20 protein-coding genes and 1 riboswitch are annotated in these 19,816 nt (G+C 65.5%); of the genes, 7 read left to right on the top strand and 13 right to left on the bottom strand.

What is annotated here, in order from left to right; all coding sequences use genetic code 11:
- Nucleotides 1-74: 74 nt before the first annotated feature.
- The 7 genes from FIU89_RS13560 to thiO form a co-directional block, all read right to left on the bottom strand.
- Nucleotides 75-440: an Hpt domain-containing protein gene (locus tag FIU89_RS13560; protein ID WP_172978111.1), complete on the bottom strand. Its 366-nt coding sequence runs from the start codon at nt 438-440 to the stop codon at nt 75-77.
- A complete protein-coding gene (locus FIU89_RS13555) occupies nt 437-1,384 on the bottom strand; it encodes a PleD family two-component system response regulator (protein WP_152493094.1) in 948 nt (315 codons plus the stop codon). The genes FIU89_RS13560 and FIU89_RS13555 overlap by 4 nt, the downstream gene beginning before the upstream one ends.
- A 201-nt stretch (nt 1,385-1,585) precedes the next feature.
- A complete protein-coding gene (locus FIU89_RS13550) occupies nt 1,586-2,599 on the bottom strand; it encodes a HesA/MoeB/ThiF family protein (protein ID WP_172978110.1) in 1,014 nt (337 codons plus the stop codon).
- The gene (locus FIU89_RS13545; RefSeq protein WP_152493093.1) at nt 2,596-3,192 is read right to left on the bottom strand and encodes a thiamine phosphate synthase; all 597 of its coding nucleotides are present in this window, start codon (nt 3,190-3,192) and stop codon (nt 2,596-2,598) included. The genes FIU89_RS13550 and FIU89_RS13545 overlap by 4 nt, the downstream gene beginning before the upstream one ends.
- Nucleotides 3,189-3,962 (bottom strand): thiazole synthase, encoded by a 774-nt coding sequence (locus tag FIU89_RS13540; protein WP_152493092.1) that lies wholly within the window; start codon nt 3,960-3,962, stop codon nt 3,189-3,191. Before FIU89_RS13540 ends, FIU89_RS13545 begins: the two co-directional genes overlap by 4 nt.
- A 3-nt stretch (nt 3,963-3,965) precedes the next feature.
- Nucleotides 3,966-4,163, bottom strand: coding sequence for a sulfur carrier protein ThiS (thiS, locus tag FIU89_RS13535; RefSeq protein WP_152493091.1), 198 nt, complete (start codon nt 4,161-4,163; stop codon nt 3,966-3,968).
- Nucleotides 4,147-5,145, bottom strand: coding sequence for a glycine oxidase ThiO (gene thiO / locus FIU89_RS13530; protein WP_152493090.1), 999 nt, complete (start codon nt 5,143-5,145; stop codon nt 4,147-4,149). The genes thiS and thiO overlap by 17 nt, the downstream gene beginning before the upstream one ends.
- 97 nt (nt 5,146-5,242) lie before the next feature.
- Nucleotides 5,243-5,344, bottom strand: a riboswitch (TPP riboswitch).
- A 222-nt stretch (nt 5,345-5,566) separates the two neighbouring features.
- Between thiO and FIU89_RS13525 the strand changes: the two genes are divergently transcribed.
- From FIU89_RS13525 to FIU89_RS13495, 7 genes are all read left to right on the top strand, one after another.
- The gene (locus FIU89_RS13525) at nt 5,567-6,547 is read left to right on the top strand and encodes a peptidoglycan-binding protein (RefSeq protein ID WP_152493089.1); all 981 of its coding nucleotides are present in this window, start codon (nt 5,567-5,569) and stop codon (nt 6,545-6,547) included.
- Between the two features lie 229 nt (nt 6,548-6,776).
- Nucleotides 6,777-7,373 (top strand): exopolysaccharide biosynthesis protein, encoded by a 597-nt coding sequence (locus FIU89_RS13520; RefSeq protein ID WP_172978109.1) that lies wholly within the window; start codon nt 6,777-6,779, stop codon nt 7,371-7,373.
- Nucleotides 7,370-8,344, top strand: coding sequence for a cytochrome c oxidase subunit II (gene coxB / locus FIU89_RS13515; RefSeq protein WP_152493087.1), 975 nt, complete (start codon nt 7,370-7,372; stop codon nt 8,342-8,344). The genes FIU89_RS13520 and coxB overlap by 4 nt, the downstream gene beginning before the upstream one ends.
- Before the next feature lie 95 nt (nt 8,345-8,439).
- Complete coding sequence (ctaD, locus tag FIU89_RS13510) at nt 8,440-10,950, top strand: cytochrome c oxidase subunit I (RefSeq protein WP_254701875.1); 2,511 nt, start codon at nt 8,440-8,442, stop codon at nt 10,948-10,950.
- A gap of 10 nt (nt 10,951-10,960) precedes the next feature.
- A complete protein-coding gene (locus FIU89_RS13505) occupies nt 10,961-11,332 on the top strand; it encodes a hypothetical protein (RefSeq protein ID WP_152493085.1) in 372 nt (123 codons plus the stop codon).
- Nucleotides 11,329-11,895 (top strand): cytochrome c oxidase assembly protein, encoded by a 567-nt coding sequence (locus FIU89_RS13500; RefSeq protein WP_152494518.1) that lies wholly within the window; start codon nt 11,329-11,331, stop codon nt 11,893-11,895. The genes FIU89_RS13505 and FIU89_RS13500 overlap by 4 nt, the downstream gene beginning before the upstream one ends.
- Nucleotides 11,892-12,965, top strand: coding sequence for a c-type cytochrome (locus FIU89_RS13495; protein WP_152493084.1), 1,074 nt, complete (start codon nt 11,892-11,894; stop codon nt 12,963-12,965). The genes FIU89_RS13500 and FIU89_RS13495 overlap by 4 nt, the downstream gene beginning before the upstream one ends.
- A gap of 143 nt (nt 12,966-13,108) precedes the next feature.
- Here the strand turns inward: FIU89_RS13495 and urtE are convergent, their stop codons facing one another.
- From urtE to FIU89_RS13465, 6 genes are all read right to left on the bottom strand, one after another.
- A complete protein-coding gene (gene urtE, locus FIU89_RS13490; RefSeq protein WP_152494517.1) occupies nt 13,109-13,804 on the bottom strand; it encodes an urea ABC transporter ATP-binding subunit UrtE in 696 nt (231 codons plus the stop codon).
- Between the two features lies 1 nt (nt 13,805).
- A complete protein-coding gene (gene urtD, locus FIU89_RS13485; RefSeq protein WP_152493083.1) occupies nt 13,806-14,546 on the bottom strand; it encodes an urea ABC transporter ATP-binding protein UrtD in 741 nt (246 codons plus the stop codon).
- Nucleotides 14,543-15,805 (bottom strand): urea ABC transporter permease subunit UrtC, encoded by a 1,263-nt coding sequence (gene urtC / locus FIU89_RS13480; protein WP_152493082.1) that lies wholly within the window; start codon nt 15,803-15,805, stop codon nt 14,543-14,545. Before urtC ends, urtD begins: the two co-directional genes overlap by 4 nt.
- A 1-nt stretch (nt 15,806) precedes the next feature.
- Nucleotides 15,807-17,762, bottom strand: coding sequence for an urea ABC transporter permease subunit UrtB (gene urtB, locus FIU89_RS13475; RefSeq protein ID WP_152493081.1), 1,956 nt, complete (start codon nt 17,760-17,762; stop codon nt 15,807-15,809).
- A 72-nt stretch (nt 17,763-17,834) separates the two neighbouring features.
- Complete coding sequence (urtA, locus tag FIU89_RS13470; protein WP_152493080.1) at nt 17,835-19,109, bottom strand: urea ABC transporter substrate-binding protein; 1,275 nt, start codon at nt 19,107-19,109, stop codon at nt 17,835-17,837.
- A 292-nt stretch (nt 19,110-19,401) separates the two neighbouring features.
- The gene (locus FIU89_RS13465; protein WP_152493079.1) at nt 19,402-19,776 is read right to left on the bottom strand and encodes a hypothetical protein; all 375 of its coding nucleotides are present in this window, start codon (nt 19,774-19,776) and stop codon (nt 19,402-19,404) included.
- Nucleotides 19,777-19,816 lie beyond the last annotated feature (40 nt).

Here is a 19,816-nt window from a genome sequence, read left to right as displayed (position 1 = left end):
CCAAATGCCCCTTCTTCGGTGGTTGGGGGATCTGTGCGTACCCGGGGTTTGCCCCTCTTTGCCGCGCAGACCAATCAGCTCTCCGTCAGGTGATGCTCCATAAGATCGAGAAACAATTCGATCCGTTCGTTCAGTCCGGTCCGTTCAGATTGTGACAAGTCCTGTCCCGCGGCCGTGGTGACGTGCTCTTCCAGCGCGCGCGCCTGCGTCGACAGATCGTGGAGTCCAAGGCTTCCGGCAACGCCGCATATGCGGTGCGCCTCGAAGCCGACGGTTTCGAGCGCCGTGGCCGGGTCGGCGTCCAGCGCGATCCGGGCGGCTTCGATCCGGCAGATCCGCGCGTCGAGCCCGGCGCAGAACTGAACGCGCATGTCGTCCAGTGCGCGACTTATCGCGGTGCGTGCGGGATCGGCGGGGTGCCGATTGGCGGAGGCGTTCATGCGATGGCCTGCATCGGGTGATGATCCTCGACTTTTCCGGTCGCGCGACGGGCGCGGTCGATCAGGCTGGTCGGGCATTGCATGCGAAACAACCCGGTGCGGACGGGCGTACCGACCGTCACCCGCGGCAGCGTCATGTCGATGGCGTCATAGCGCAGGCGCAGGGCCTCAAGCTCTTGGGTGAGGTTTTCCTCGATCCGCGCGCAATCGACATTGGGCTGGTCGAGCAGAAGGGCGACGATATCGCCGCTGCCCGGGCAGGTCAGCATGTGCGGAAACGCCGAAAGCGCCCGCGAGACGGCCTGTGCCATGTCGCCGATCAGGACCGCGTAGTAGGTGGAGTCCATCATCTTGAAATAGGTTTCCGCCATGGGCAGGTTGACGCAGATGGCGGAGGTCTGGCGCAGGCGCAGGTTGCCCTGCTTGAGAAGGAAGTTCTCCATCGACACCATGCTGACGGCACCTTCGACGTCGTCGAGAATGATCTCGCCGTCGAACGCGGCGGTTGGGAACAGTATGGCTTCCTGCTTGAGCACATGTTCGTGCAGCAACCGAGCCTGGGCGCGTTCCGCAAGAATGTTGCGGGCCATTTCCAGGCGGATCTTCAGTTCGACCATTTCGAGCGGCTTGGTGATGTAGTCGTTGGCGCCGGCCATGAAGGCGGCGTCGATGGACGCCTTGTCGGTCAGCGCGGAGAGCATCACGATGGGTGTCGCCTGGTGGTGCGGGATGGCCCTCAGTTGCCGAACCAGTTCGATCCCGTCCATCGGCATCATGCGGATGTCGACGATGAAGCACTCCACGGGCTTGGTCTTGGCGGCGGCGATTTGCAGGGCCTCCGGCCCGGTAAAGGCGGTTTCGACGTCCCTGTAGCCCAGCTGTTCAAGCCGCGTTCTGAGCAAGTCGCAGAAGATCGGCTCGTCATCTATCGCAAGGATCCGCATTGTTTCTCTTTCCAGCCTATTATTCTGTTCGCTCCCTGATTGTTCTCGCCCAATTCGGGCATTATTGTGGCGCAACGTTGAAATAAAGAGATTTTTCAAAGATTAACCGCGCCAGGATGGTGTTGGCGTTCTCGGTGGGGCGCGACCGGCCGCTATTCAACGCACCAGGGCCGCAATCTTCGGGTGTCCTGCCCCGGCGGTTCAGCCCCGATCCGTCTGCTCAGGCAGCGCGCTCGCGCCGGGTGCGTCGCCGGTGGCGACAAGAGCGATATCGCCGTCCCAGTGGCGTTGCAGATGCCTGGCGGCCTGCCAGGCTCGCAGGCCGGAGCGACAGGCAAAGACCGCGCGCTGTCCGGTCGCGGGGGGCTGGAGCCGGCCCGCGATGACGTCCGATACGCTGCTCCGCCGTGCTTGGGGCGAGACAGGGGTCGGCGCTTCCTCGGTGCCGCGAAGGTCGACGACGATATCGGTTGGCTTGAGGTGGTCGGTCGCGATGAAATGCAGGCCCTGCGCCGGCTCGGGGGCCGTGTCGAAGCGAAAGCTGCTGCTGCGAAAGGCCTGCATGTCGACGGTGAGCAGCTGACCCAGCGGGGACGGAGTCTGCCCGGTGAGGCAGGCCAGCGCCATCTGGGCCTGCGCCGCGCCGATCATGCCCACCACCGGCCCCATCACGCCCGCCGTGGCACAGGTGGCGGCGCGGTCGGGAAGATCGGGAAACACGGCGCGCAGCGAGGGCGCGGTGCCGCAGAAGCCGCCGACATAGCCCGAAACGCCCAGCACGGAGGCGCTGACAAGGGGCACGCCGGCGTCAAGGCACGTGTCGGAGAGGATGTAGCTGACCGCGAAACTGTCGGCGCAATCGAGCACAATGCTGGCCTGCACTACGAGATCGGGCGCGTTGGCGGGATCGAGCGGGCGGGCAAGGGGGGCAATGCGGCAGTCGGTATTGAGGCGGCGCAACGTGTCATGCGCGGCCTCGACCTTGGGCCTGCCGATGTCGTCTTCGCGAAAGAGTGTCTGGCGGTGCAGGTTGCCCAGGGAAACCGTGTCGCCATCCACCAGGGTCAGCCGTCCGATCCCCGCGCCCACCAGGTATTGCAGCGCCGGGGCGCCCAATCCGCCAGCCCCGACCACAAGCACATGCGCCGCTTTCAGCGCGGCCTGTCCGGCCTCGCCCATGCCGGGCAGGCAGGTCTGGCGGGCATAGCGGGTCATCGCGTCGCCGCCAGCCAGGCGCGCACCCGGGTTTCGGGGGCGTCGTTGAGCGTGATGTCGGTGACCGCGGCCACCACGTCTGCGCCTGCCTCGAAGGCGCCGGGCGCGCGTTCCACCGACAGGCCGCCGATGGCGATCAGGGGCAGGTCGCCTATCAGGCCGCGCCACTGGGTCAGACGGTCGAGGCCCTGTTCGTGCCATTTCATTTTTTTCAGGATGGTGGGATAGATCGGACCCAAGGCGATGTAGTCGGGATCGAGCGCAAGGGCGCGCTTGAGTTCGGCTCTGTCATGGGTGCTTATGCCGAGGTGCAGGCCGGCATCGCGGATGGCGGATATGTCAGCTGTATCAAGGTCTTCCTGGCCAAGGTGGATGTAGCTGCAGCCGGTGTCGATCGCCTCTTGCCAGTGGTCGTTGATGACAAGGGTGCAGCCGTGGCGCGCGCACACGGCCCTGGACCGCAGCACATGGTCGCGCAGCGTATCGGGCGCGGCATCCTTGACGCGCAGTTGCACCAGCTTGATGCCCAGCGGGACCAGCCGCTCGATCCAGTCGGCGCTGTCGAAGATGGGGTAGAAGCGGTCCAGTCTCATTCAAGAAACGCCTTGCCTAGAACCGGGGTGGAGGGGGCGGCCATGTCGCGCGGCTCCATAGGGTCGGCGGACTGCGCCAGTTTTCCGGCCCTGAGGGCGAGGGCGAAGGCTTCGGCCATGGCCGCCGGATCGCCCGCCTTGGCCACGGCGGTGTTGAGAAGGATCGCGTCGTAGCCCAGTTCCATCGCCGCCGTGGCTTGCGAGGGCAGACCCAGCCCGGCGTCGATCACCAGCGGCACGTCCGGGAAATGCGCCCGGAGCGCGCGCAGGCCGAAGATGTTGTTCAGGCCCAGCCCCGATCCGATGGGGGCGCCCCAGGGCATCAGAACCTCGCAGCCCGCGTTGAGCAGACGGTCGGCAACGACGAGATCCTCGGTGGTGTAGGGAAAGACCTGAAACCCGTCCTCGGTCAGGATGCTGGCGGCCTCGACCAAGCCGAAGACATCGGGTTGCAGTGTGTCTTCCTCGCCGATGACCTCGAGCTTGATCCAGGGCGTGTCAAAAACCTCGCGCGCCATGTGGGCGGTGGTCACGGCCTCTTTCACGCTGTGGCATCCGGCGGTGTTGGGCAGGATATGCACGCCCAGGTCGCGGATCAGGTTCCAGAAATCCTGTCCGGCGCGGTCCTGCCCGCTTTCGCGGCGCAGCGACACGGTTGCGACGCTGGCGCCGCTGCGCCGGAACGCCTCGGCCAGGATCGCGGGCGACGGGTATTGCGCGGTGCCCAGCATGAAGCCGTTGGCCAGCGTGGTGCCATAGAAATCGCGCATCGCTCAGCCGCCCTGCATCGGGGCCAGAACCTCGATGCTGTCGCCGTCCGCCAGAGCGTGATCGCCGCGCAGGGAGGCGGGTATGAACGTGCCGTTCACCGCTGTCGCCACCTTGGCGTCGCCATAGCCGTGGGCGTCCAGCAGGTCGGCCAGCGTGGCGGCCTCGGCGTGCAATGGCGTGCCGTTAAGCTGCAATCTCATCGGAAACCTCCGGTGTCTTGTCGTGAAGGATCAGGTCCGCGACCATGCGCGCGAGGGCCGGCGCCAGAAGGAAGCCGTGCCTGTAGAGTCCGTTGGCCCGGATCAGGTTCCCGTCGCGGCGGATGCGGGGCAGGTTGTCGGGAAAGGCGGGGCGGCTGTCGACGCCGATCTCGACCACCTCGGCCTCGCCGAAGGCGGGGTTGAGCGCATAGGCCGTGCCCAGCAGTTCCAGCATCGCACGGGCGGTGACGTGCCGGCCCGCCTGGCCTTCGACCATCGTGGCCCCCAGCATGTAGAGGCCGTCACCCCGGGGCACGACATAGATCGGCACGCGGGGGTGCAGCACGCGGACGGGGCGTGTCAGTGACACGTCCGGGCACGAGAGGATCATCATCTCGCCCTTGACGCCGCGCAGGTCGGCAAGCCGGTCGCGCGCCGCAAAGCCGCGGCAGTCGATGGTCAGACCCTTCTGGGCTTGGGCTTCGGGGTCGGCCTCTTCCTGAATGAGCTTCGCGCCATCGGCCGCAAGGCTGTCGCGCAGCGCGGCGAGGGCGGCGCGGGGAGAAAGATGCGCCTCGGTGTCGAAAAAGAGGCCCCGCGTGAAACGGGTGCCGAGGTCGGGCTCGAGCTGCGCGATCTCGGGGCCGGTGACGGCGCGGTGCCAGCTGGTCAGGCGGGCAAAGCGGGCGAGATCGGCCTTGTCGCGCCCGGGCGATACGACAAGAGAGCCGCGCCGCCGGACGACGGCGCCGGTCTGTGCCTCCCACCAGTCGGCGGCCTCGCAGCCCAGCCGCACCACGACCTCTTCGGCGCTTTCGCCTTCGCAATGGGGCGCCAGCATTCCGCCAGCCCACCAGGAGCAGGCATGCGGACCCGGCGCGGCGCGCCGATCGACCAGGGTCACCTCGGCCCCACGGTCCAGCAGGGTGCGGGCGACACAAAGACCGGCGACGCCGGCGCCTATGACGACAACGGATGTCATACCGATGCGCCTGGCCGGCAGATGGATGGCGTGAGGGTCATTCGGCGCGCCTCTTTGTTTGGGGCGTGCCAACGCGGAAAAGAGGTAAGTGCTGTCGGTGCACGTTCTACCCGTTCCCTACGCCGGTATTGCCCGGATCAGGTTCGACGGGTCGGTGCGTGCACCTCTCAGCCCTTTGCGGGCCCCCCGACGGATGATATGTGACTTGCGGACCGGAACGATGCGCCCCGGTGCAGCTTCGTGCGTCATGGATACGTGACGTTGCTTCAATCTGCAACATGCGAAACCAGACGATTGCGGCGCCGGGTTCCGCAACATGCTGCGCATTGGGCTGGCCCGGTGGCCGAATTTTGCCGTCCGGCTTGACCTTTCGGCGGCGGCAGGCGTTATTCTTTTCCAGACGTAATGGAAGGGATATCCGGTGTTCGGATCGCGTACCTCGTTTCTGCCTTGGAAGGGTTATGTCGCCTCGGCCTTCGTAGTGGTGCTGGGCGGCGGTGCTGTGTTGGCACAGACGGAAACGGCCGAGCCGTTGCCGGAACCGCCTGCAACCACTGTCAGCCCGCTGGACCCACCCCGGGAGTCGCAAGAGGGTGCCGGGATCGACGTCATGGGCGCGGAGACAGACCGCGATGCGCCTGCGGTGACGGAACCCGCCGCGGCGGAGGATCCCGGAACGACGAGCGCGGCCGAGACGGAGACGGCCGCCGCGACGCCGTCCCTGGTGGAGCAGGTGGCGGCCTGCTATGCCGGTACGTCCGATGCGGCCAGCGAAGAAGAGGTGCGGTTGCAGTTCGTGCTGGACAGCGCCGGGCTGCTGCTGGGGATCCCCGAGCATGTCGGCGCGGAGTCGCAATCGGCTGTCCAGCGGCGGCTGTATCTGGATGCCGTTGTCGCGCTGGAGGAGTGCGCGCCCTATTCCGTCAGCGGGGTCGAGACCACGTACGCGGCGACATTCACTCCGGCCGCGGTCACGTCGATTGCCGTTCTCGACACGGCAGGCCGGCCCGAGACGCCGCCGGTGCTTGGCACGGCGCGCGTGGATCAGACGGCGTCGGCCAGCGAGGATATCGAGGCCGCACTGGATCTGTCGCGCGACGAGCGGCGCGAGATCCAGAATCGCCTGCGCCTGGTCGAGTACGATCCGGGCGGCGCGGACGGGGTGTTCGGGCCGAATACGCGCACCGCGATTTCCACGTGGCAGGAGGCGCGCGGCTTTCCCGTCAGCGGCTATTTCAACGACGTGCAGCTGGCCGCGCTGCGGGAAGAAAGCCAGACCGAATACGAAGCGTTTCAGCGGACCGAGCCCAAGCCAAAGCCAAAGCGCAAGGCCGAGAGGGTTCGCGTATGCAAGCGCGGTGTGTTCGGCGTGCTCTACGACTGCAGGTTCGTCTGGCGCTGACGCGCCGGCCTGCAGGCTCGGCTTTGCGCGGGGTTCAGGCGATCGGCAATTATTCAGGTATGCCGGGAACTTGAGCGCAGTTGCGGCGTTCCTTCGTCGGAACGGAAAGTCGGGCAATGGGTCTGGGACAGTTTTCTAGCAGGACGAGTGAACCGCGCGGGCACGGCGCATGGGTGCCGGCGTGTGGTTGTGCGCGTTCGCGTGTTCACGGACCGCAGGGCGTGATGCCATGAGCCACGATGCCGAAGCCCCTACGGCGCATCCGCTGACGGATGTGATCTCAAGGATCAGGTCGCTGGCCGATCGACCCGAGGTTACCGTGGACGAAATTGTCGGTGCCGCGGGGCAGGCGGGCATTCTGCCACTGATCTTCGTGCCAGCCCTGATCGCAGCCACGCCGCTGTCGGGCATTCCCGGCGTGTCGATGGTGTGCGGGTTGCTGATCGCGCTTTTTTCCGCCGAGATGATCCTGGGCCTGAAAAAGTTCTATTTGCCCGAAAAGTTGAAGAAAAAGACGATTGACGGTGCCAAGCTGGACCACGCGATGCGGCAGATCCTGCCGATCATGCAATGGATAGAGCGCCATACCGGACAGCGCCTGTCCTTCCTTTTCCATCGCCCGATGACCTGGGTGCCGCAGTTGATCTGCCTGATGACCGGGCTGGCCATGCCGTTTCTGGAATTCATTCCGTTCTCGGGATCCGTCGCGGCCACAGGTGTCTGCCTGCTGGTCATGGCCATGTTGACAAGGGATGGCGTGGTATTTCTGCTGGCGCTTCTGCCTTACGTGATCGGCGGGGTTTTGATCGCGCGGTTCCTGTTGTGAGGCGGCTGGCGATTGCGGCCTCGGTCATCGGGCTGAGCGCATGCACCGGGCCGCAATCCGTGCTGGACCCGGCGGGGCGAGACGCCGAGGTGCTGGCGACGCTGTTCTGGGTGATGCTGGGCGGGGCGGTGGTGCTGTGGGTCGCCTTGAACGGGTTGATCTATTTCGTGACGAAGATCGCGCCGCGCCCGCTGAACGCGCGTGCGGCCGAGGCGCTGATCATCGGCGGCGGCGTGGTGGTGCCGGTGATCCTGCTGTCGATCCTGCTGGCCTATGCGCTGAACGAGATGCCCAGGCAGAGGGACGAAGGCGAGGGATTGCGGGTGGAGGTCACGGGCCACCAGTTCTGGTGGCGAGTGGCCTATTGGCCCGAGGGGGCGGAGGTGCCGGTGATGGCGGCCAACGAAGTGCGCCTGCCGACGGGTCAGCGCAGCGAGATCACGCTGAACGCCGAGCGGGTGATCCATTCGTTCTGGATACCCGCGCTGGGCGGCAAGACCGACATGATTCCGGGGCGCGAGACGCGGATGTCGCTGGAGCCGACCAAACCGGGCGAATACCGCGGCCAATGCACCGAGTTCTGTGGCGAAAGCCATGCCTACATGGCGTTCGGCGCCGTGGTGATGGAGCCAGAGGCGTTCGAGGCGTGGCTGGAACGCGAGGCGGCGCCGGCGGTGGCACCGGCGACCGAGGAGGCACGGCGCGGGGCAGAGCTGTTCCTGTCGGAAGGCTGTGGCGGCTGTCACGCCGTGCGCGGCACCGAGGCCGAGGGGCAGGTGGGCCCGGACCTGACGCATCTGGCCTCGCGGGTATCGCTGGCGGCGGGTATCCTGCCGGTGACCGAAGACGCGCTGCGCGACTGGGTGCGTGACCCGGCGCAGTTCAAGCCGGGGGTCGAGATGCCGGGATATGATCATCTGCCGGAGGAAGACCTGTCGGCGCTGGCGGCCTATCTTGGGGGACTGCAATGAGCGACACCGACACCCCCCAGGGCACCGCCCGGCGCGGCGACGGCGGCAAGGTTTTCGACGCGGGGCCCGAGGGCACCTATCCCCCGACCGAGGAGATGCTGGATGCGCCTGTCGACGCGGAGGTGAAGGCCAGGCGCGAGGCGGATCTTCGCCGCGCCTGGGAGACGCCGAAAGGCTGGCGTTACTGGTCGGCGGTCAACAACACCGAAGTGGGGGTGTGGTACTCGCTGACCGCGTTTTTCTTCATGCTGTGCGCGGGCGTGCTGGCGCTGTTGATGCGTATCCAGCTGGCGGTGCCGGACAACGATTTCCTGAGCGCGGACCGTTTCAACCAGTTCTTCACCATGCACGGCTCGGCGATGATGTTCCTGTTTGCCGTGCCGATGTTCGAGGCGGTGTCGATCCTGATCCTGCCGGCCTTCCTGGGGGCGCGGGACATGCCGTTTCCGCGCCTGTCGGCCTATGGCTACTGGTCGTTCCTGATCGGCGGCATCTTCGTGCTGGGCTCGATCCTGTTCAATGTCGCGCCCAGTTCGGGCTGGTTCATGTATCCGCCGCTGGCGACCGAGCAGGAGGGGATCGGGCCGGACATATGGCTGTTGGGTCTGTCGTTCATCGAGGTCGCGTCGATCGCGGCGGCGGTCGAGCTGATCGTGGGCACGATCAAGTGCCGCCCGCCGGGGATGCGGATCAACCTGATGCCGCTCTATGCGTGGTACGTGCTGGTCGTGGGGGTGATGATCCTGTTCGCCTTTCCGCCGCTGATCGCGGGGGATTTCCTGTTCGAGTTGCAACGCTCGATGGACTGGCCGTTTTTTGACCCCGACCGGGGCGGCGACCCCTTGTTGTGGCAGCACCTGTTCTGGATCTTCGGGCACCCGGAGGTTTACATCGTCTTCCTGCCGTCCATCGCCATCGCCGCGATGATCGTGCCCACGGCGGCGCAGCGGCCGATGGTGGGGTATTCCTGGATCGTGCTGTCTGCGGTCGGCGTGGGGTTCCTCAGCTTCGGACTTTGGGTGCACCACATGTTCACCACGGGGCTGCCGTCGCTGTCGCTGGGATTCTTCTCGGCGGCGTCCGAGGCGGTGGTGATTCCCACCGGCGTGCAGATCTTCGCCTTTGTCGCCACGCTGATGGTGGGCCGGGTGACGATGAGCCAGCCGATGCTGTGGATTGCGGGCGCGCTGGCGATTTTCACCGCCGGCGGGCTGACGGGTGTGATGGTGGCCATCGCACCCTTCGACTGGCAGGTGCATGACACCTATTTCATCGTGGCGCACCTGCATTACACGCTCTTCGGCGGCATGGTCTTTCCGATCATCGGCGGGATCTATTATTTCTACCCGTTCATCACCAAGAAGAAGATGTCGGACCGGCTGAGCAGGTGGGCCTTCTGGCTGACGTTCTCGGGATTCAACATCTGTTTTTTGCCGATGCACCTGACCGGCTTGCAGGGGATGCCGCGGCGCGTCGTCACCTATCCCGAGGCTGCCGGGTGGGACGTGCTGAACATGGTGTCGACATTGGGCAGTTTCATCGTGGCGGCGGGTATCCTCGTCTTTGCATGGGATCTGCTGCGGCCAAAGGGCAGGCAGCCGCTGACAGAGCGGAACCCGTGGAACGCGGGCACGCTGGAATGGTCACATGACGTGCCGGAGGAGGCGTGGGGCGTGCGGTCGGTTCCGTATATCTCGTCGCGCTATCCGCTGTGGGAGCAGCCGAAATTCCTGGAGCGATTCGACGACGGCAAGTTCTATATCCCCGACGCGCCCGAGGGCAAACGCGAGACCATCGTGACCTCGGCGGTGGATGCGGTGCCGCAGGCGGTGGTGCAGGTCACCGGGCCGGCCTGGGTCACGCTGTGGGCGGCGGCGTTCACCGGCGGGGCGTTCATCCTGCCGGTTTTCAAGTTCTACTGGCTGTCGGCGTTTTCAGGCGTGTGTGCCGTTGCCTGCGTGATCTACTGGCTGTGGACCTCGACCGCGCAGGTGCCCAAGACCCCGATGCGCGACGCAGGCCTTGGCCTGCGCCTGCCGGTCTATGTGACCGGGCCCAAGGCGCCGGGGTGGTGGGCCGTCTTCATCACCATGCTGGGCGATGCGACGGCCTTTGCCAGCCTTGTCTTCGGCGTGTTCTTCTTCTGGACGGCGCGGCCGGATTTCCCGCCCGAGGGCGCGGCGCTGCCCGACATGATGTGGGCGCTGTTGGCCTTGCTGGCCTTCGTGGTCGCCTGGGGCGCGACGGTGGCGGCGCGAGAGCTGAACCGGGGCGGGCGACAGGGCGTGGCACGCTGGTGCATCGTCGGTGCGGTGGTGGCGACCCTTGCGGCACTGGGCGGCATGTGGCTGGCGATCGTGCTGCCGGGGCTGCAACCCGAAACCCACGCCTTTCCGGCGGTGATGTACGCGCTGACGGTCTGGACATCGGCGCATTGCGTGCTGGCGGTCGTGATGCTGCTTTATTGCCTGGCCGGCAGCGTGTTCGGCAAGCTGACGCAGCTTTACGATGCCGATCTGCGCAACACCACGCTGTTCTGGCATTTCATGTGCCTGTCAGGGGTGATCACCACGCTGCTGGTCGGCGTGGCCCCGAGGCTGATGTGAGGGTGGCGAGATGACAGAGGAAACCCCGTTCCGGCACGAAAGCATCTGGCACATGGTCGCCGCGCCCACCGTCTGGACGCTGCATTTCGCGATCATCTACGCGATTACGGCGGTGGAGTGCAGCAAGATCGGCACGCCCGAGGTGGCGCGGCTGTCGATCCTGGTGCTGACGGTGGTGGCGTTGGCGCTGATCGGCTGGATCGCGTGGAAGGCGTGGGTGCAGTGGGACTACCCCGACGATCAGGACTACGTGCATGACAAGCCCACGGTCGAGGACCGGCGCGAGTTCCTCGGGCACGCGGGCTTCCTGCTGAGCATCGCGTCGGCCATCGGGGTGATCTTCGTGGCGATGCCGGCGCTGTTCATCGAGACTTGCCTGTGAGGCTGGCGGGGATCTCTGCGCTGGCGCTGCTGGCCGGGCTGTACCTGCCGCCGTGGGAGGCACGGGCTGGGCCGTTTCCGGCGCACATGCTGCGGCACATGGGGCTGGTGGCGGGCGTGGCGCCCCTGATGGTGCTGGCGTGGCCGGGCGTGGCGCGGCGTTTCGCGGTGCCGGTGATTCTGGCGGCGGTTGCCGAGTTCGCCATCGTCTGGGCGTGGCACCTGCCGCACCTGCATGGGTTCGCGCAGCTGAGTTTCGGCGGGCGCGTGCTGGAGCAGGTGGCCTTCCTCGCCGCCGGGCTGGCGGTGTGGTCCGGGGCGCTTCATGCGCGGCAGGCGCTGGTGGGGGCAGGGGGATTGTTCCTGACCTCGATGCACATGACGTTGCTGGGCGCGCTGCTGGTTCTGGCCCCGAGCGACCTTTACGCCGAGATCTGCGGCCGGGACCCCAGCCTGTCGGGCCAGCAGTTGGGCGGTATCCTGATGCTGGCGATCGGGACGCCGATCTACCTTGTGGGGGCGCTGGTGCTGGCCGCGCGCGTGGTACGGGAGGAGACGGCATGAGATGGGTGCGTGACCTGCACGGAAAAACCGTGATCGCCATGGCGGGCGTCGCCGCCGCCATCGGCTTGCTGACGGCAGTTCTGATCATCGGCTTGGGTCTCTTCAACGTCTCGGCGCGGCAGGGGCACTGGCCAGGCGTGACCTGGGCCATGCACAGCACCTTCGAAAACTCGGTCGCCTTCCGTGCGCCGCCCGAAAGCGAAGTGCCGGACGATCTCGATACGCCCGATATGGTGGCCCTTGGGGCCGGGCATTACAAATCCGCCTGCATGGACTGCCACGGCGCCCCGGGCGTGCCGCGCAGCGCCACGGTGCAGCAGATGCTGCCCGAACCGCCCTCGCTGGCGCTGGTGAGCGATCACTGGAGCGTGCCCGAGATGCACTGGATCATCCACAACGGCATCAAGATGAGCGGGATGCCCGGCTGGCCCGCCGAGCGGACGGACGATGTCTGGCCGCTGGTCGCTTTCCTGCGGGCGCAGAAGGGGATGACGCCCGAGACCTGGGACGCGATGGTCGACGAGGCCGATGGCGGGTGTGCCGTCTGTCACGGCCCGGATGGGGTCAGCCAGAACGCGCAGGTGCCGCGGCTGGATATCCTGTCGGAGGAGTACATCGCCCAAAGTCTTGCCGCCTATCGCGACGGCACGCGCGACAGCGGGATCATGTACGAGGTCATGAGCCAGCGTCCCGGCGGATCGGTCGACCGGCTGGCGCGGACCTTCGCGGACGTCTCGCCCGAGGGCGGGGCGGCGGAGCCGTCGCAGCTTGCCGAGCAGGGCCGGGCGCTGGCTTTTGCCGAGGGCGGCTCGCAAAGCGTGCCGGCGTGCCGGGCTTGCCACGGGCCGTGGCCCGCGCCGATCAATCCGGCCTTTCCGTCGCTGGCCGGCCAGCACGCGCCCTACCTCGAACAACAGCTGAAATTGTGGCGCGAGGGCAATCGCGGTGGCGGCCGCGCGGCGGAACTGATGTTCAAGGCCGCGCGCGATCTGACCGATGCGGAGATCGCCGCACTCTCGGCCTATTACGCAGAACGTGCACCGGCAAAGCTGAGCGAAACGAAGGACTAGGGGTCCTTTGGTTGGTGGTTGCCCGTACCGCCAGGTTGTTTACGCGAGCGCTTTCGGGACGCTCGATCCGGTCTGCATAGCAATACCACGTGGCCTGTCCACTTGACTTGTGCGGTGCAAATCAGAGCGGTCGTGGCGCGTCGTCAGATCGCCGTGCTTCTGGCGAGTTCCTCGCTTGTCACGGTATCCCTGTCGCCGCTCAGTTTCACCGCGCCGCGCTCGATCACGTAGAACCTGTCGCCAAGGTCGTAGGCAAAGCTGAAATATTGCTCGACGAGAATGATCGCGATTTCCCCCTGATCCCTGAGCAGGCGGATCGCCTCGCCGATCTGCTGGATCACGTTGGGCTGGATGCCCTCGGTCGGTTCATCCAGCAGCAGGACTTTCGGTTGCGTGATCAGGGCTCGGGCAATGGAAAGCTGTTGCTGCTGACCGCCGGACAGGTCGCCGCCACGCCGTGGCATGAATTCCTTGAGGATCGGGAACAGGTCGAAGATATCGTCGCGCAGGTGACGTTCGCTGCGGGGCAGGCAGGCGAAACCGGTTTCAAGGTTTTCCTCGACCGTAAGGAACGGGAAGATGTCGCGCCCTTGCGGGACGTATCCGACGCCACGCCGCGCCATGTCGTAGGCGCCCAGCTTGCCGATGCTTTCCCCCGCCAGCGTGTAGGTGCCGCCGGAGCGGGGATGGGTGCCGGACAGCGCCTTCAGCAGGGAGGTCTTGCCGACGCCGTTTGTGCCCATGATGCAGGTGACCTCGCCCTGCCGCGCGCCCATATCGATGCCGTTCAGGATCTGGCTGCCGCCATAGTGGAGGGTCAGGCCCTCGACGCTCAGGATATCATCGGCCAAGATACACCTCGATCACGTTTTCATTCTTGGTCACATGGTCGATGGAGCCTTCGGCCAGTACCGAGCCTTCGTGCAGGACCGTGACCTTGCAGCCAAGGCGGCGGACGAATTCCATGTCATGTTCGACCACCACCACGGCGCGTGTCCTCGCGGCCTCGCGCAGCAGGTCGGTTGTCTTTTCCCGCTCGGCCGTGGTCATCCCCGCCGCCGGTTCGTCCACCAGCAAAAGCTGAGGGTCCTGTGCCAGCAGCATGCCGATTTCCAGCCATTGTTTCTGCCCGTGCGAAAGCTCGCCCGATTTGCGCCCAAGCGCCTGCGCCAGACCGATGGTTTCGGCCAGCTCGGCGACGCGGTCGCGATCCTCGGCGCTGGGCTTGAAGAAGAGGACGGCGAAAGGCGAGCGGGGTTTGCGCAGCGCCATCATCAGGTTGGCCTCGACCGTCTGATCCTCGAACACGGTGGGGCGCTGGAACTTGCGGCCCACGCCGGCCATGGCGATGGTGCTTTCGGATTTGCCCAGCAGAGAGACGGGCGGCTCGCCCCACAGCACGCGGCCCTCGTCGGGCTTGGTCTTGCCGGTGACCACGTCCATGAAGGTGGTCTTGCCCGCCCCGTTGGGGCCGATGACGGCGCGCAACTCCCTGTTGCCGATGGAAAAGGACAGGTTGTTGAGCGCCTTGAAGCCGTCGAAGCTGACCGAGACGCCGGAGACTTCCAGAAGCTGGCTCATGTGTCTGCCTCCTTCTCGCGCAGGGCGCCCTGGTCGGGGCCGAGGTCCGCGCCGTGGCGGTCAGGAGTCAGGCGATCCGCCACGAGGTCGAAGAGCCCGCCGATGCCCTTGGGCGCAAAGAGCGTAACGGCGACAAAAGACAGGCCCAGAAGCACGGTCCACCAGTCGACCCACTGGATGCGCCAGCTGCCCAGCACGATGTCGGGAGCCTGTCCGCCGGTGAACCACGTCGACAAAAGCGACACGAAAGCGGCACCGATCACCGCCCCGTAAAGCCGCCCGCGTCCCCCGATGGCGACCCAGACGGCAAGGTAGATCGAGGCGATGGGGGCCAGTTCGGCGGGGTTTATGATGCCGGCCTGCGGGTAATAGAGCGCGCCGGCAATGCCCGCGATCACTGCCGATAGCGTGAAGACAAAGAGCTTATAGGACTCGACCGGGTAGCCGAGGAATCGCACACGGGCCTCGTCATCACGGATGCCGCGCAGGACCGAGCCGAACTTGCCCGACACGACCCAGTTCGCCAGCCAGTATCCCAACCCCAGCGCCAGGGCCGAGGCCCAGAGGAACCACATCGAGACAATCGGCTGACCGACGCCGCCGAGGCCGGGCAGGTTCTGCAGTCCGGAAAGGCCGTTGTTGCCGCGTAACCCGCTGTCGTTCTGGAAGAGGTACAGTGCGAGCGCCAGGGTCATCGCCTGGGTCAGGATCGAGAGGTACACGCCGGTCACGCGGCTGCGAAAGGCAAACCAGCCAAAGACCAGCGCCAAGAGCCCCGGCACCAGCATGACGGCGGCCAGTTGCAGCGGCAGGGAATGGGCGAAAGCCCAGACAGGCGGGAACTCGGACGCGCCCACCACGCCGAAGATCTGTGATGCGATGCCATCGGATATCTGCTGGGCCGTGGGGGGCAGGGTCTCTGCCGCGAGGCTATCGACCACGATCAGACGCGTGCGTTCGTACATCAGCCACATGCCGATCGCGTAGCCGCCCAAGGCGAAGAAGGCCATGTGCCCGAGCGACAGGATCCCGCAATAGCCCCACACGAGGTCCATCGCCAGTGCCACGAGACAGAGGCACAGCGTCTTGCCCAGGGTCTTGACGAAACTCGTGGAGATCACGCCGATGCCGAAGCCTTCGGACAGGATCGTGACGCCGACCGTGAAGACTGCCAGCACGATCATGAAAACCAGTATCGCGGGGAAGCGCAGGACGATGGGCTGGCGTGCAGCGGCTCTGGCAAGGGTGCTGTCGGTCATGTCAGGCCCCCGCCGCCCGGCCCTTGAGCGCGATGATGCCGCGCGGCCGGAACTGGATGAAGAGGATGATGAAGAGGATCATGTAGGTCTGGGCCGCCAGCGTGTTCGACGGGTTCAGCCATTCGATGCCTTTCTGCAGCGACCCCACGAGGGTCGCCCCCAGAAGCGTGCCCCAGATGTTGCCGACGCCGCCCACCACCACGGTCATGAAGCTTTGCACGATGTAGTCGGCGCCCATCTCGGAGGTGACCTTGGCATATAGCCCGATGGCGACGCCCGCGATACCCGCGATGCCCGAGCCGAAGCCGAAGGTCAGCATGTTGATGCGGTCGGGGTTGATGCCCATCGAGGCGGCCATGCGCGGGTTCTGCGTCACCGCGCGCACCTCGAGGCCCAGGCGGGTGCGGTTCATGACCAGCAGGAACAGCGCGAGGAACACCAGGGCGAGCACGAAGATCGCGATGCGGATATAGCTGATCGACACGATGTCGTTGAACACCAGCGACCCGTCCAGCCATCCGGGGGCCGTCAGCGGGCGGGCCTGGGTGCCGAAGATGTTCTTGGCGATCTGTTGCAGCGCGATGGAGATGCCGAAAGTGGCCAGCAGTGTTTCCAGCGGGCGATGATAGAGCCAGCGGATCACCAACCGTTCCATCGCCACGCCCGCCGCGAAGGTCACGGCAAAGGCAAGCGGGATGGCGAGGATGACCGACAGCGTCTGGTCGGGGATGATCTGCTGCACAACAAAGCCGGTATAGGCGCCCATCATGATGAACTCGCCATGGGCCATGTTGATCACCCCCATCACGCCGAAGGTTATGGCAAGGCCGATGGCGGCGAGGAAATAGATCGAGCCGAGCGAGATGGCGTCGAGCGCGAGGTCGGCGGCCTGGTTGACGGCGACGCGGGTCTCGATGCCGTTGAGCGTATTCATCGCGGCCAGCGCGACGGCGGGCGGGGCGCCGGTGAAGACCTCGTAGAAGGTGTATCGGTTCAGCGTTTCGTCGATCTCGGCCTCGGTGGCGACGGGGTCGACCGTGCCTTGCTCGGCCAGCCTGGCATAGGCCATGTCGCGGGCGTCTTCGGTGTCGAGCGTGGCAACCTGGATGCCGGCGACAGCCTCTCCGTCGATATTGGCCACGAGTGCTGCGGCCTTGTCGGCGCGGCTGATGCGGGGCTTGGCGAAGCCTTCGGACACCAAGAGGTCATAGGCATTTTCGCGGGGCAAAGCCTCCGATCCCGGCTTCAGCACGCGGGCGATTTCGGGGCCTTCGGGCGCGGTTTCCGCGGCTTCCAGCCGGGTCGTGACCAGCGGGTTCAATGCACCGCGCAGGTCTACGCCCAGATCGCCCTGGAAGCCTTCGATGGCGGCGATGCGTTCTTCCTCGGTTTCACCGAACCGGATGGTCAGAAGGCGTTCGAGGCGTTCGGCGCGGGCCTTGAGGGTCGGACTTGTCTCGGCCTCGATCGCCTCGCGCAGGGGGGCGAGGTGCGAGGCTTCGGCGTCGCGTTCGATATTGTTTATGGCGGTGCGGCGGGTGGCGAGGTCTTCGGCGGTCAGTTGGAATTTCACCAGCGCGGCGCCGATCATCTTGCGCACCCCGGAATTGGGCTTGGACTGCTCAAATGCATCGTCGGGCAATTCGCCCAGGGGCGTATCCCCGGCAAAATCGAAGCCGCGGATCGTGTCGCGGTCGATCTCTTCGGCCCAGATGAACAGGCCGGTCTCCGTGTTCCGCCACAACTCTTTGTCCTGCCATTTGCGCAGGACGGTCTGCGCCTCGGGCAGACCGCTTCCGGCGATGGCGTCGATGGTGGGGGCGACCTTGGTGCGCGATGGCTTTGCCAACTGCCCGGCGTGCTCCTGCAAAAGCTGCTGGATCGGCGCATCGGCCTGCTGTGCCGCCGCGGGCAGGGATGCAATCAGGAGCGTGAGGATCAGCAACAGGCGTGCCATGCACGGGCCTCCGTAGGGGAAACAGAAGGGGGTGAAGGGCGGCGCGGGGCCGCCCTTCCGGTTCTCAGGAGATCAGTAGTTCGACTTGATCTGCACGCAGGTCTCGGTTTCGGTGTTGTACATACCGCACTCAAGCTCCTGCCAATCGGACTTCAGCACGGCCGATTCCGGCAGGTAGTCTGTCCAGGCGTCGCCCGGGACTTCCTCGGTCTGGCTGATGATGTCGAACTGGCCGTCTTCCTGGATCTCGCCGATCAAAACCGGCTTGGCCAGGTGGTGGTTCGGCAGCATGACCGCCGTGCCGCCGGTCAAGTTCGGGAATTCCTGCCCGTACATGGCGGTGCGGACCGCGTCGACGTCCGTGGTGCCGGCCTGTTCGGCGGCGTTCACCCACATGTTGAAACCGATGTAATGCGCCTCCATCGGGTCGTTGGTCACGCGGTCCTCGCCCATCCGGGCTTTCCACGCCTCGATCCATTCGGCATTGGCGTCGGTGTCGGCCGACTGGAAGTAGTTCCACGCCGCCAGGTGACCGACCAGATTCGAGGTGTCGAGGCCGGAAAGCTCTTCCTCGCCCACCGAGAAGGCGACGACGGGGATGTCATCGGCCGACACGCCCTGGGCTGCCAGTTCCTTGTAGAAGCCCACGTTTGCGTCGCCGTTGATGGTCGAAATCACGCCGACCTGCTTGCCGCCGGCCCCCAGCGCCACGACGTCCGACACGATCTTGGACCAGTCGGAATGGCCGAAGGGGGTGTAATTGACGAAAATGTCCTCGTCAGCGACGCCCTTGGATTTCAGGTAGGATTCAAGGATGTTGTTCGTGGTGCGCGGATAGACATAGTCGGTGCCCAGGAGCGCGAAGCTCTCGACGCCCAATTCTTCCAGGAAATAGTCCGTGGCCGGAATGGCCTGCTGGTTGGGTGCGGCACCGGTGTAGAACACGTTCTTGGAGCTTTCCTCGCCCTCGTATTGGACGGGGTAGAACAGCAGGCCATTGAGTTCCTCGATGACCGGCAGGACAGATTTGCGGCTGACGCTCGTCCAGTTGCCGAAGATCACGTCGACCTCGTGTACCGTTAGCAGCTCGCGGGCCTTTTCGGCGAAGAGCGGCCAGTCGGAGGCCGGATCGACGACGACGGCTTCGAGTTCGCACCCGAGTACGCCGCCTTTCTCGTTCTGTTGCTCGATCAGCATCTCCATCGTGTCCTTGAGCGTCGTTTCCGAGATCGCCATCGTGCCCGACAGCGAGTGCAGCACGCCCACCTTGATCGGGCAGTCCTGTGCGAAGGCCGGAGCCGACAGGGCCGTCAGGACCGCTGCTGTGCCTAGAAGTGTCTTAGTCATGGAAAATCCCCTTTGCGTAACGCGCAGGGTTCTTGTGAGCCGAAAGCGGATGTCCCATATCTCCCCCACGCAACTTGTTGCGGAGTGCGGTGGTGTTTCAGGATTGCAAGACTGGCACCATCGCACGTTCGAGCGGGCGGCAGGCGCCCGTCGGACATATTGGTTTCACAAGATTCTGCGCTGCGGCGACAATTCCGTGGGTTTCACAGGGAAACCCTGCGGTCGCGGCCTATTTATTCAGCGGTTTTCGGTGTGATCGCCTATTTTTTCTGCGCCGCGGTGCTGGTTTTCCTCAACTTTCCAGGAGAAAGCTCTGGCAGTAGCCGATTTCGGCATTCGCCCGCCGGCGCGCCCATCGGGCCCGGTCCGGGTCGCGAGAGAATTGCGCGGTGCTGAGAATCTGGGCGTGCGCGCTCTTGGCCCTGATGCGGTGGTCCAGGAGATGGCTGCGCTGATCGGGGGCGGAGGCGGCGGCGAGAAGTTGCTCGAAACGCGCGCGCCGGGTTTCCAGGATGTCGGCGTCCGGGTCTTGCATCAGCCAGGCATGTTCCAGTTCGGCGGAAAAGCGGCCGGTGCATCCGGCGAAAATCTCTGGCAACGGCGCGGCAAATGACGCCGACCCGACGCAGAGGCAGCCTAGTACGAGGAAAGTTCTCAAACCGCTCATGTCTTGATCATCGCGCCGAAAATCCGGGCAATCAACTCCT

The organism is Roseovarius sp. THAF27 (assembly GCF_009363655.1).
GTDB lineage: Bacteria > Pseudomonadota > Alphaproteobacteria > Rhodobacterales > Rhodobacteraceae > Roseovarius.
This window is presented reverse-complemented; position numbering and strand designations above follow the sequence as displayed.